The organism is Paenibacillus shenyangensis, assembly GCF_000346635.1.
Taxonomy (GTDB): Bacteria; Bacillota; Bacilli; order Paenibacillales; family Paenibacillaceae; genus Saccharibacillus; species Saccharibacillus dauci.
Window position 1 is genome coordinate 35139 of sequence record NZ_AOIG01000025.1, and the last position, 12168, is coordinate 47306.

Annotated in this window: 12 protein-coding genes; 2 read left to right on the top strand and 10 right to left on the bottom strand. The window is 47.5% G+C overall.

Going from position 1 to position 12168, the window contains the following annotated elements; translation table 11 throughout:
* Nucleotides 1-144 precede the first annotated feature (144 nt).
* The gene (locus H065_RS0119525; RefSeq protein WP_017814773.1) at nt 145-474 is read right to left on the bottom strand and encodes a hypothetical protein; all 330 of its coding nucleotides are present in this window, start codon (nt 472-474) and stop codon (nt 145-147) included.
* A 634-nt stretch (nt 475-1108) separates the two neighbouring features.
* Between H065_RS0119525 and H065_RS0119530 the strand changes: the two genes are divergently transcribed.
* Nucleotides 1109-1402 carry a DUF6509 family protein gene (locus H065_RS0119530; protein WP_017814774.1) on the top strand — a complete coding sequence of 98 codons (294 nt, stop codon included), beginning with the start codon at nt 1109-1111 and terminating at the stop codon, nt 1400-1402.
* Between the two features lie 24 nt (nt 1403-1426).
* Nucleotides 1427-2122 (top strand): NAD(P)-dependent oxidoreductase, encoded by a 696-nt coding sequence (locus H065_RS0119535; RefSeq protein WP_017814775.1) that lies wholly within the window; start codon nt 1427-1429, stop codon nt 2120-2122.
* A 99-nt stretch (nt 2123-2221) separates the two neighbouring features.
* Here H065_RS0119535 and H065_RS27165 read toward each other — a convergent pair whose 3' ends face one another.
* The 9 genes from H065_RS27165 to H065_RS0119580 form a co-directional block, all read right to left on the bottom strand.
* Nucleotides 2222-3241 (bottom strand): S-layer homology domain-containing protein, encoded by a 1020-nt coding sequence (locus H065_RS27165; RefSeq protein WP_017814776.1) that lies wholly within the window; start codon nt 3239-3241, stop codon nt 2222-2224.
* Between the two features lie 301 nt (nt 3242-3542).
* The gene (locus tag H065_RS0119545) at nt 3543-4724 is read right to left on the bottom strand and encodes a response regulator (RefSeq protein ID WP_017814777.1); all 1182 of its coding nucleotides are present in this window, start codon (nt 4722-4724) and stop codon (nt 3543-3545) included.
* Between the two features lie 29 nt (nt 4725-4753).
* On the bottom strand, nt 4754-6619 hold the full coding sequence (locus H065_RS0119550) for a sensor histidine kinase (protein ID WP_017814778.1): 1866 nt from the start codon (nt 6617-6619) through the stop codon (nt 4754-4756).
* Between the two features lie 267 nt (nt 6620-6886).
* Nucleotides 6887-7711 (bottom strand): carbohydrate ABC transporter permease, encoded by an 825-nt coding sequence (locus tag H065_RS0119555; RefSeq protein ID WP_017814779.1) that lies wholly within the window; start codon nt 7709-7711, stop codon nt 6887-6889.
* A 13-nt stretch (nt 7712-7724) separates the two neighbouring features.
* Entirely contained in the window at nt 7725-8615 is an 891-nt protein-coding gene (locus H065_RS0119560) for a carbohydrate ABC transporter permease (RefSeq protein WP_017814780.1), read from the bottom strand.
* Nucleotides 8616-9080: 465 nt separating this feature from the next.
* The gene (locus tag H065_RS0119565; RefSeq protein WP_017814781.1) at nt 9081-10400 is read right to left on the bottom strand and encodes a sugar ABC transporter substrate-binding protein; all 1320 of its coding nucleotides are present in this window, start codon (nt 10398-10400) and stop codon (nt 9081-9083) included.
* Nucleotides 10401-10675: 275 nt separating this feature from the next.
* Nucleotides 10676-10819 (bottom strand): hypothetical protein, encoded by a 144-nt coding sequence (locus H065_RS27960; RefSeq protein ID WP_017814782.1) that lies wholly within the window; start codon nt 10817-10819, stop codon nt 10676-10678.
* Nucleotides 10820-10897: 78 nt separating this feature from the next.
* Complete coding sequence (locus tag H065_RS0119575) at nt 10898-11335, bottom strand: copper amine oxidase N-terminal domain-containing protein (RefSeq protein WP_017814783.1); 438 nt, start codon at nt 11333-11335, stop codon at nt 10898-10900.
* A gap of 140 nt (nt 11336-11475) precedes the next feature.
* The gene (locus H065_RS0119580; RefSeq protein WP_017814784.1) at nt 11476-12159 is read right to left on the bottom strand and encodes a toxoflavin lyase-like VOC family protein; all 684 of its coding nucleotides are present in this window, start codon (nt 12157-12159) and stop codon (nt 11476-11478) included.
* Nucleotides 12160-12168: the final 9 nt, after the last annotated feature.

Below are 12168 nucleotides of genomic sequence, written 5' to 3' on the forward strand. Positions count from 1 at the left end.
AACGTTCCTGTATTTACGACCCGACGTATGTCGGGTATCCGGCGAATGCCGGATCAAGGGCGTATGCCCGCAACGTAAATATTATGTTAAGCGTTGCTTCTGTCTTCCTGAGTTCACTTCATGAGTCTTATCCTGACTTCATCTTTAATTCTTCTTGATAGCAGCATACCAATTTAAAATTTCTTTATGTGTTCGATCAATCTTTGTATAATATTTTTCTTTAATATCGTTTGGATCATACCCATACCATCTTTCACATTCAATCAAAAGATCTCGAGCTTCATCGAGTGATTCTTTAAAAAGAAGTTCTAATAGGGCTGTAGTTAAATCATCATGCTCATTATCAGGAGCGCCATTTTCTACTAAACTTACAGGATCAAATCGGTTAACGATTTCTCTCAGTTCTAAAAACATCTTTGAATTTTTGGAGATTTTTATTTTATTATTTTTGTTAGCCTTATGCTCGAATTTCATTCCTTCTCTCCTTAATCAATGTTTACATCATGCCCATATGCTACATTTGATTTACTCTCGCAGCGCGTGCTTCGTTTCCGAATCTGCTTCGTCGTTTAATAAGACTTCAACCATTCTCTGCTCTTAAATTGCTTTTTAATTAGCCCTTCAGAAGTTGCGCTTAACGTATTATTTACGAACTTCATACAACTTAAACTTTTCAAGGTATTTACGAATTTCTTTTTTATTGTAATTATATGCCAAGTCACGCTCAAAGTTCCATCCTTATGTAATTCCTAATCACATGCCTTTTCGAACATAGCAAAGCTATATGGCAGTATCCATCACACTCTGAACATTATATACATGGAATCCCCATCACCCTCTTCAATTCACCGCGACAAGCCTCGTGCTGCCGGTCTTATTTTTGGCATTCCTAACCGTTTTAAGATACTTGGAGTGAAGTCTGGAGCAGTCATGATTTTTACGAATACGGATTGTACATCTTATATATATCTCCCATCCTTCCTCCTCTTCTATAAACGCTTCATTCCCCATTTACAAGCATGATATAATAAATCTGGCGCGATATTGCGCCCATATTAACTACTTTATAAATAAGCGCACCAATCGATGCGCAGGAGGTATACATTTAATGGAAATTACAAGTTATCAGGTAGAATGGATTCGCGACCCGTTTGGCATTCTGACCGGCAAGCGTTATGAATTCATGCTTGATCTGAATATCGATGAAGAAGACGATCTGTACACCCCAAATGGTGTCTATATCCGCGCCGTATATGGTGTAGATGGTGAACAGGGCAAGCTGGTAACCTATGACCTGCTCGAAAAAGGAACCGATCGTCTGCTGGAGTTCGATCTCGAGGATGAGGAAGAGCAGGAACTCGCCGAATTCTGCAGCCAGCATTGGAATGAAGCTGAAGAATAATCCATGGAGCAGGAGTGATTATTCATGAGAATTCTGCTATTGGGAGCAACCGGTCGAACAGGGCGTTTGATTCTGCAGCATGCACTGCGAAATGGACATGAAGTGCATACGCTTGTACGCTCGCCGGAGAAGCTGCAGGAACAGCTGCTGCAGACGATACAGGAACCTGACTTTGCCAAACGGTACTATCTGCCAGCAGAGGAAGACACTGCCCGGTGGAAGGAACAGCTGCATATCTTCACCGGGAGTGTATTGGAGCCGAATGATCTGCTTACTGCGCTTCACGGAGTGGATGCCGTCATCAGCGCGATCGGCACCGATGGGTCAGATACTCTCTCTGCGAGCACCCGGATACTGATTCCGCTGCTGGAGCAGCAGGGCATTCAGCGGCTGATTACCATAGGCACTGCCGGTATTTTGCAGAGCCGGACCCAGCCGGAGCTGTTCCGCTATCAGTCCTCCGAGTCCAAGCGGCGCAGTACCCGTGCTGCCGAGGAGCATCGTAGTGTGTATGAACAGCTGCTGCAATCCTCACTCGACTGGACGATAATCTGTCCTACCTATTTGCCGGATGGAGACTATACCGGGCAATACCGCGTAGAAAAGGACATTTTGCCGGAAGATGGATCACGCATCTCGACGGGAGATACGGCGCATTTTGCCTATCAGCAGTTGCAGGATCGGCAGTATCTTCGTTCACGCGTAGGCATTGCTGATTAATGAATAGCGATATAGTAATCGAGAAATCAAACAGCAGGGTCATGGAAAAGAAGTATCTTTTCCATGACCCTGTTGTTGTATATAACAGCTACCTTGTTGTTACTTCACGATCTGAAAAGTTTTACCGATCCCGGCAACCTGATTGGACATCTGATTGTACTGTTTGGTCTGTTCGGAATCGGAAGGATCATACTGCACATCTGTAGGTGTGAAAAGTAGATACACCTGATCCTTGTATTCTCCCAGCTTTTGAACAGGAACTTGCTCCTTCACTTCCTCTTGCTGGCTCTGCCATTGTTTGGCTGGCCAGATCGCTACCGTAAAGACTACTCCGCCCCATTCTTTGGCCTGCTTATCCACAAAGTCTACAGCCCAGGTCTGATTACGTTTAACGGGAACTGTCTCATATTTACCAGACCAGCTCTCCGGCAAACTCACGGAAAAGTGATGCTCCGAATTGGTATACTGGCTTGTGCGATTCGTTCCTGCATCTGTGCTTTCCCCTGCTTGACCGGACGTATACTGCTGCTCTGCCACCGGAATACTCTGAAGCTTCTCTACTTTTTGATGAAGACGCTGGATCATGGTAACAGCTTCAGCACGTGTAACCGGATCATTCCGATGGAAGCCTTCTACAGTAGCAGACGTTTTCCCTGTCACCAGATTCTGATCAAGCAGATAGCGGATCGAATCCGTCTCGCTGTAATTTTTTCCGACGGCATTTGCCATATAAATGGCTGCCTGTCCTCTTGTCAGCGTATCTTTGCTGCCTGATGAGGATGGCACACCTCTCCATCCCATATTGCTGGCATATTGGAGATATGGAGCCGCCCAGTCGCCGGATGCCTGTGTCGTATCCAGATCGGATGGATGGTAAGCCCGCAGCAGCATCGTCAAATACTCTTGTTGGTTAACCTTTTGGGCAGGATGAAAAGTCTGATCCGGATAACCCTGAATGATCTGTTCCTGCACTCCCCACTGAATCGCCGTATAGCCCCAATACTGGCTTGGCACATCTTTAAACGAAGTCATTTTCGCATCAGCCAGACTGCTGCCAAGCGACCAGCTCAAGCCAGCGGTCAAAGCAATACACAGTCCCTTTTTTATGTAATTATTCATACCTTCACTCCTCCAGCTAAAATTTCAAAAAATAACGGTTAAGCTGTGAACTTAACCGTCATTATATAACTATTTGTATAATTTTTACAGGTACGCCTTATTCATTCTGTACGAGCCGTATTCACTATCTTTCCATCCTGCAAAATAGGAATTTAACTGATCATTCGTATGCGTCTCTACAGTATTGTGACTTCATTATTGGATACAACGGACATACCATGAGAATCAGTACGAACAATGATCAGCCGGTCAGCAGCTATAGCATCGCTGCCTGCCTCTTCATCTTTCTTCTATTTCCTTTTTAGTGATCCACTACATTACGCTGCATCCGGTATTCCGTCGGTGTGAGCGTGAATTTTTTGCGAAATACCTGGGTAAAGTGCCGTACACTGCCATAGCCAATCTGTTCTGCAATATCGACGAGCCGCAGATTGGGGTTGAGCAGCAGCTGCTTGGCCTGCTCCATACGCAGGGAAATTACATATTCCTTGTATCCCTGTCCGGTCTTCTGCTTGAATAGCTGACTGAAATAGACCGGATTCAGGAAGACGACGGCCGCTACCTTTTCCAGTGATAATTCTTCATTAAAATGAGTCTTGATGTACTGAAGTGCTATATGAATCGCAGTCTCGCTGCCCTGCGGCTCATTCTGCTCCTGTACACCGGCTGCTGGTCGCTGACGGAGCTGGCGCACTTCTCCGGCGATACGTTCGAAATCCCGATAAGGGCCGGAATGTACACTGCGGAACGGCTGTGTCTTTAGGCATTTATGCAGATGGGAGCGGATCTGCTCCTGCAGCACCCGCATCTCGATCTCGCTGCCAGGTCTGATCAGGCCGAGCAAGCTGTTACGGTCAAAGCTGGTAACGAACCCTTTGCCATAACGGTCGATCAGTTCGGTCAGTACATTTTCGATAATAAAATGTTCCAGCGGACCATGCTGCTCATTCTCCAGCTCTACGAGCAGCAGATAATATTCCGGATATTCCTCTACCAGCGGTTCCAGACTGAGCTTGCCGATACTAAGACCGGCAGCCAAACGCTGAAAAGCCGCTTCCCGCAAATATTTCAGTCCTTCCCGCAGGGTCTCTTCGCCCCGGGAATGCATCTGCTCCTGCCGAATCTCCTGGGTAAGCGATTCCATGATTTCTGTCAGTTTGGCTTTGCCGATCGGCTTGAGCAGATAATCGCGCGCACCGAGATGCACCGCCTGCTGGGCATAACTGAATTCCGAGTGCGCCGAGATCACGACCCATTTGGCCTGCGGCTGCTTGTGGCGTGAGATGCGCATCAGCTCCAGCCCATTGATACCGGGCATCAGAATATCGGTCAGCACAATATCCATTCGGTGCTCACTCATCAGCTGCACGGCTTCCTCGGCAGAAGCAGCCAGATGCACATGATAATCAGGATATGCGTTTATAATCGTACGCTTGATACCTTCACGAATAAAATTCTCATCGTCTGTGATCAGAATATGCATATCAGGTTCCCCTTTCCCATTCATTGCGTCTATTCTGTTCCGGTCCGAAAATCCGATCCGGCCGATCCGTTATGCGGCAGCTGTTGTCGTCCTGCAGCATCCTGCCCCGCAGGCTGAACAGGCAGTGGCAGCCGCAGGGTAACCGTTGTTCCTTCATCCGGCACACTCTCGATGCCAATGCCGTATTCTTCGCCGAACATATACTTCAGCCGCTGATGCAGGTTCTGCATGCCTATCCCTTGGCGAACAGCGGATAATCCCTCTTCGCCTGCCGGTTCGGTGGTATACGTATTCAGTGAACGCTGCAAGCGAGCCAGCGTCTCGGCCGGCATACCTGCACCATTATCCTGCACACGGATATTCAGATATTTCTCATCTGGTACGGCGCGAACAGTGAGTAGCCCGGACTTTTGCGCTTCCAGACCATGCTTGACGGCATTCTCGATCACCGGCTGCAGCAGCATTTTGGGTACCGGCAGATTCATCCACTGCTCGTCGATATCGATCTCCACTGTTAGTCGGTCTTCCAGCCGCATCTGGATAATATTGAGATAGTGACGGATCTGCTCCACTTCTTCTCGCAGCGTCACCTCGGCATTACCTTCCCAGTGGCTGCTGTAGCGGAACATGTGAGACAGGGACAGCACGACTTCGCCGAGTCGGTCATTGCCCTTCTCATCCAGCATCCAGTAAATCATATCCAGCGTATTGTACAGAAAGTGCGGATTCACCTGCGACTGAAGTGCATGCAGCTCGGCATTCTTTTCGCTGACCGACGAGATTTTGACACGCTTGATCAGCTCCTCCACCCGCTTGACCATATGGTTAAAGGAAGCTACCACCACATTAATCTCCTGATATGAAGTCACCCGGACAATGCCATGGAAATTACCATTCTCTACCTGCTTCATCTGGCGTACCAGCCGCTGCAATGGCAGCGAAATCGTCCGCGAGACGATCAGAGCAATCAGCGCAGCGACGAGGATCAGAATCGTGACGACGATGAACAGATACCGTTTGGTCTGGGTCAGCTCCACGTTCAGATCCTGGGAAGGAGTAGAGCTGACAACGGTCCAATCAGTCGTACCCAGTTTGGAAGCAGCGATCAGACGATCCCCCAGCTGATCCACAATGACTTCGCCGGGATCGCTCGGCGTCTTCATATGTTCAGGCAGCAGCGTATGTACCGGATTCGCTTCCAGGGAAGTGGGTACAGACTTGCCTTCGCGGGTGATAATATCCACGTCGCTATTGGGTCCCAGCTTCAGATTGCTCATCGCTGCCAGCACCGTATCTGCTTTGGCTTCGAACAGAACGATACCGATCTGGTGCTGCTCGTTCAGATCGAAGATCGGTCTCCCAAAAGCAAACACGGCATCGTCTTCGGTCGTATCGATCAGCGAATGGGGAAACACGCCGAGCCAGACCATTTTGCCGGACGAGTCGTTGATCTTTCGGTACCAATCCGAGCTGCCATAACGGGGATCGACGACTGTCGTGTAATTGCCGTAGTTATAGATTTTGCCGTTCTCCCCGATAATATGTATCCCGACCAGATCATCACGGGAAAAGTAGATCGCGCCCATCATCGTGGTAATGGAGTGCTGATTGATGTATTCGACCTGCGGCGGCAGCTTTTTCTTCTCACCGACCAGACGGACGATATCTCCGTTCGTACTGATTGACTTGGACAGACTGTCATAGCTGGCGAGCAGCAGATCCAGCAGACCCGCTGTCTGAGAGACATTTTTCTGGGCAATCTCGCCCAGCTTTTCGTGAAATTGTGTCGTGGTACGGTTGTAGAACAGCGCACTGACAATCAGCAAAATCGCAGTCATACAGAATAAGAACAGGATAAACAGCCGGGTATGAATGGAATGGAACCTGCGCGGCAAGATGGCTCCTCCTCTCTGCACGTTCTTCGGAAAAAGCCAAAGGGCGACAGCAGCAGAAGGTTTTGAACACCTTCTGCCCAGCTGTCGCCAGGCTCCTATATCTTGGATAATACCAGTTGAGGGATGTTTTGACAAAACAAACTATTACGGTTCATGCACGTTAGCTATCCAGCTCAGGACGACTCCATGATCCGGCAGTACAATCTGTTCCAGATTGCCCACCAATTCCCCTGCAGGATCACGGACAAGAGCAGATGCTATCTTGTTTTAGCCTTTGACCGCACCGGCTACCATACCTTTGGTAATCCGTTCGGACAGGATAAAGTAAATCAGGATAACCGGCAATGCGCCCATGATCAGGAACGCTCCGATATTACCGTAATTGACCGAATACTGGCTGACGAACGTATACACCCCGAACGGCAGCGTCTTGAGATTCTCGGACGAGATAAACGTCGCCGCCACGATATATTCATTCCAGATATTGATAAAGGTCAGAATACATACCGTCATCACCGGTGGCAACGAGATCGGCAGGATAATGCTGCGGAAAATCCGGTATACACTCGCTCCATCCATAAACGCCGATTCTTCAATATCCGTCGGAATCGACCGCATAAATCCACTCAGGATAAATACGGCTATCGGCAGCGCAAACGCTGTATACGGAATAATGATCGACCAGCGGGTGTCCAGCAGGTCCAGGTTTTTGAAGATGATCATCAATGGCAGCAGTGTCGCCTGCATCGGAATCATCATGCCGAGCAAGAACAGCAGTAGCACATACGGTCCGTATTTCCATTTGAACCGTGAGATCGCATAGGCGGTCATCGCGCTCAGAATAATAACGGCCAGCAGGGTCACACCGGTAACGAGTACGCTATTGCCCAGATATTTGAGATAGCTGCCGGAAGTGTAGGCTTCCGCATAGTTATGCCACTGCGGAATATTCGGAAGTGCGAAAAAGCTGCCGCTTAAGATCTCTTCGTTGGTCTTCAGGGAATACATGAGCAGCCAGAACAGCGGATACAGCTGGGTAACAACCAGGATTGCGAAGAGAAGATACACAAATCCTTTTTTCACTTTTAGCATCTCGCTCTCCTCCTTAGGTTACCTTGCGTTCGATTTTGTTAAATATAAAGTTGATCACTACGGTTACCGCCAGACAGAAGACAACGAGGAACGTTGCAATCGCGCTGCCGTATCCGTATTTCTGGGACAGGAAGGACATGTTATACATATGGGTCGCAATCGTATCGGTTGCATGTGCCGGACCGCCGCCCGTCATAACCATGACCAGCTCGAATGCCTGCAGAGAACCGATAAATGCCAGTACAATCGAGATTTTGAAGATCGGCACGATCATCGGGAACGTGATATAACGATCGGCTTTGAATCCGTCTGCACCGTCGATTTTGGCAGCTTCGTAGATCTCGTCGGGAATATTCTGTACACCCGTGAACTGGATCAGCAGATGATAGCCAAAGTACTGCCACAACGATACAAAGTACAGGGCATACATCGCAGTCGCCGGCTCTGTGAGCCAGCTGTGCGTCCAGCTCTCCAGTCCCAACTGAACGAGAATACCGTTCAACATACCGCCCATGGAGGTCGGGTTGTAGATCGTTTTCCACAATTGTCCGAGAATAACATTGGACAGGATCACGGGGACAAAGTAAATCGTAACCAGCCGGCTACCCTTGCGAACATAACGGTTCAGCAGGATGGCAAACAGCAGACAGAATGGAATCTCGATCATGGAGAACACCGAATACATCAATGTCCGCTTGACCGATGGCCAGAAGTTGGTATCTTCGAACAACAGCGTATGGAAGTTGGCCAGTCCGATAAACTTGGCATCTCCGATACCGTTCCAGTCCAGTGTTGCCGTATAAAAGGAAACCAGAATCGGTACGAATACCGTTCCTATGTACAGGAGCAGACACGGCAGTACAAAAATGGCAATCGTTGGGGCAGGTACTTTTAATACATTCATGGTTTCTCCCTCCTCTCCAGTGGTGGAGCTTCTATTTGTAGTGGGCTTTGCAATGTGTGTACAGTTGTAAATTACTGAGCAGGATATGCACCACCCGCTACGGCAAGAGATTCTGCCACGACCTCCGGTTAAGAATAGAGATCCTGAATGACCGCCTCGCGGTCGATCTCTATTCTTAAAGGTCGGTCTTTGGCAGAATTATCTTGCCTTCGCTAAGTGCTTAAAAATTCATGCATGAATAAAGGGGCGCTGGTGGGCGCCCCCCTGGTAGAACTTGCGCCTGTATGGTTGTGAGTTGTTATGCAGCGCTAATGCTCGCAGCGAAGGGAAGGAAATTCTGCCAAAAGGCTGACCTTTGAGAATGGATATTTACCGCAAAGCGGTATTTCAAAATATCCATTCTCAATCGGAGGCCGCTGGCAGAATTCCTTGCCGGAGCGCTGCTGCAGGTCAGGAAATAATCGCTTAAGGATTCGCCTCGAAAGCTGCCTGGTGCTCTGCCGCTACCTGCTTCGGATCAACCGGCTGTACGAACAGGTTCTGGATACTGCTCAGGTGAACCTGGGATACGGCTGGATTCATCGTATTATCAAAGGAAAGATCGCCGCCTTTGATGTTTTTGAACAGATCCAGTACATCGATCGCCAGTGGAGAGTAACCGGCTGCAGCGAAGTCGCCATCGACTTTCTGACCCAGACCGACTGCATTTTTCAGTTCAAAGGATACTTTTGGATAATTGGTTGCAAAGTATTTCAGGAAATCCTTGGTTTCTGCCAGATGTTCGCTGTTGGCGGATACGGCAAATGCACTGCCTGGTGCCAGCATGAACTCATCCGGATTGCCTTTGCCATTAACAGTTGGGAATTTGAATACACCAACGTCTTTGCCGACTGTGGAAGAATCGTTCGCGCCAGTTTCCCATGTACCGATAAAGAACATTGCTGCTTGACCGGTACGGAACATGTTACCGCCTGCTGTGGCATCGATAGAGGTTGCGCCTTCAGGGAAGGCACCTGCCTGTACGAGCTTTTGGAACGCATCGACCGCTTCGATAAAGGCTGGGTCGTTAAAGGTTTTCTTGCCATCGGCTACGTCCTGCAGGAAGCCAGGACCACCGTTGGTGCGAAGCAGGATGTTCATGAACAGGAACGAACCGGTCCAGGAATCTTTTTCTCCGATTGCGATTGGAGTAATACCTGCGTCTTTGAGTTTCTTCACGTCTGCCAGCAGCTCTTCGAAAGTAGCAGGTGGAGCATCGATGCCTGCTTTGGCGAACAGGGCTTTGTTGTAGTAACCCACTTCGATATTATTGCCATCCGGCAGTGCATAGACTTTGTTGTCTTTGCTGTAGTAATCGAGCAGGCCTTCCTGGTATGTATCACGGAGGCCGTCTTTGTCCAGAATGTCATCCAGTGGTGCGAGCAAGCCTGCATCCACATACGGCTTCATCTGTGCGGAAGGGTTCACAATGGTGATATCCGGGATTTCACGGGAAGCTGCCTGCGTTTTCAGCTTCAGTTTTTGCTGGTCGGTATTCAGGGTATCCAGAGCGATTTCTACGTTTGGATGTTCTTTCTGGTAGGAATCGACGATCTGGCGGATCATTTTATAGGTAGGAGTCGTTGGGTCCGGATAGATGTTCTGGAACGTAATGGTCACTTTGTCGCCGCTGCTGCCACTCGCGCCTTCACTACTTTTACCGGAATCGCTGTTACCGCATGCTGTCAATCCCAGTGCCAGTGCACCAGTCAGCAGCAGCGATAGTACTTTGCCTGTTTTTCTCATATTGTGTATTATCCCCCTTGGTTGAATGATCAATATTATTATTAACATTACATCCACATTATGCTGTAAACGCTTACTTACAGCAATACAGAAATTCAAGGTTTGTGGTTCGCATTTTCAAGGTGTTGTAAAAATAAGGAACTCGACAAAAAAAACTGATCATTATGCGCATGGCAATCATGGCATGATGATCAGACTTGGTTGTTGTGATATTGTAGTTTGTGATTCTTCTGTATGCAGTGGGATAGGCTATTATTGATCTAATGATTATTGATTTACTGGCTTATTCCTACAGCACGTACATATATTTTGCGTGTAGAAGAATCCTTGGTAAAGGTACGAACCATATAGTCATTATCACTGCTCACGAGTAGCGGTCTGCTTACCTGCTCGTAAACAGCTTTTCCTGCGGAACTCATTTGTCAGCTTTTTATCTCTTAAATTTGGATAAAGATATGTTACGTCCAGCAGAATGATTACATACTAAACTTTTGAGACTATTTTGATGTCGTAATATTTACAGTTAAATTAATCTTGTCGAAATTCACCTTGGCGTCCATTGCTTCACTGATAAATCGAAGATTGACCAGCGATGTGTTTTTTGCCATATAAGGGGTTTGGGTCAGTTTAATTTTTTTGTTGTTTACATATGCATCAAAACGGTCCAGTGTTAATCGGATTGTAGTATCCTCTTTTACAGCAGTGATAGTTTTGGTCTTTTGATTCCATGTTACTTTCGCTCCATACGCTTCGAAGAGCTGGCGGAATGGCACCATTGTATTGCCATTTTGAATAATGGCGTTCGGATCAAAATCCAGTTCAGAGCCATTAAGAATTACTTTGACTTTGGAATCATCGAATACATCAGCACTCGTGTTTGAGGATACCGAGAAAAACAAAGTTAAAACCGTTATAACTGCTATAATCTTTTTCACAAAAACATCCTTTCCGTGGAATAGAAGTTATTTTTAACCATTTATACAGACGTATACGACTATAAAAGGTTACAACTGTCTGATGTATCTTCTCCCAAAATAAAAGCGCAGATTAGATTTAATCTGCGCTCTGTACCGTTTTATCCGATTGTTCCTACACTCGTCAGCAACACTTCTCCTTCTGCTGTCACCTCAATTCGCTTACTTCCATCGACCGTTATAGTAACGGGATGTACTTCCGCTTGCTTGTCCGAAGAAAACCATATCCTCCCCGGGCGACCCAGCAGCAGATAAGAATCTCCCTCACCCATAAAATTGAGCCCTTCACCTAATTCTTCATCAAGACGGGGACGAACACCCCAGTCGATCAGTCGCTCTCCCATCTCCATCAGCCTTGGAGTCGTCACATTGATCTCACCAATATTGAGAATCTGTGCTATACCAAATGGCTCTTCCACTACCGGAGATGCCGATTGTCTGGAAATCAACTCCACTATATTGCCAGAAGGATCCGTAAAGTAATACGAATAGGCATCAAAGTTCTTAAAAAAGACTTCGTCCGTCCCTTCTTCCAGATGCAGGATTACCCGCTTCTGAAGCCATTCTTTAGCCTGCCGGAACCGATTGGCGGGAATATTAAAAGCAAAATGGTAAAACGGTCGGCTGTTGTCCATAGTCTGCACAAATTCAAGAATACTGCTGCCAATCTGCAGGCTAAAACGATCCTGCTGCTTGTTCAGATCCAATAGTCCGAAAGTGTCGGTATAAAATAAATAGGTTTCTTCCAGTGCACAGGTCTGGATCGTTACGTGATTGATCTTCATATCTTGTCG

What these genes read in the sequence shown, in the direction of transcription:
- H065_RS0119545 (WP_017814777.1), bottom strand. Translation starts at nt 4,724, where the DNA reads ATGCATATTCTGATCACAGACGATGAGAATTTTATTCGTGAAGGTATC.
- H065_RS27960 (WP_017814782.1), bottom strand. Translation starts at nt 10,819, where the DNA reads ATGAGTTCCGCAGGAAAAGCTGTTTACGAGCAGGTAAGCAGACCGCTA.
- H065_RS0119530 (WP_017814774.1), top strand. Translation starts at nt 1,109, where the DNA reads ATGGAAATTACAAGTTATCAGGTAGAATGGATTCGCGACCCGTTTGGC.
- H065_RS27165 (WP_017814776.1), bottom strand. Translation starts at nt 3,241, where the DNA reads ATGAATAATTACATAAAAAAGGGACTGTGTATTGCTTTGACCGCTGGC.
- H065_RS0119565 (WP_017814781.1), bottom strand. Translation starts at nt 10,400, where the DNA reads ATGAGAAAAACAGGCAAAGTACTATCGCTGCTGCTGACTGGTGCACTG.
- H065_RS0119525 (WP_017814773.1), bottom strand. Translation starts at nt 474, where the DNA reads ATGAAATTCGAGCATAAGGCTAACAAAAATAATAAAATAAAAATCTCC.
- H065_RS0119560 (WP_017814780.1), bottom strand. Translation starts at nt 8,615, where the DNA reads ATGAATGTATTAAAAGTACCTGCCCCAACGATTGCCATTTTTGTACTG.
- H065_RS0119535 (WP_017814775.1), top strand. Translation starts at nt 1,427, where the DNA reads ATGAGAATTCTGCTATTGGGAGCAACCGGTCGAACAGGGCGTTTGATT.
- H065_RS0119580 (WP_017814784.1), bottom strand. Translation starts at nt 12,159, where the DNA reads ATGAAGATCAATCACGTAACGATCCAGACCTGTGCACTGGAAGAAACC.
- H065_RS0119555 (WP_017814779.1), bottom strand. Translation starts at nt 7,711, where the DNA reads ATGCTAAAAGTGAAAAAAGGATTTGTGTATCTTCTCTTCGCAATCCTG.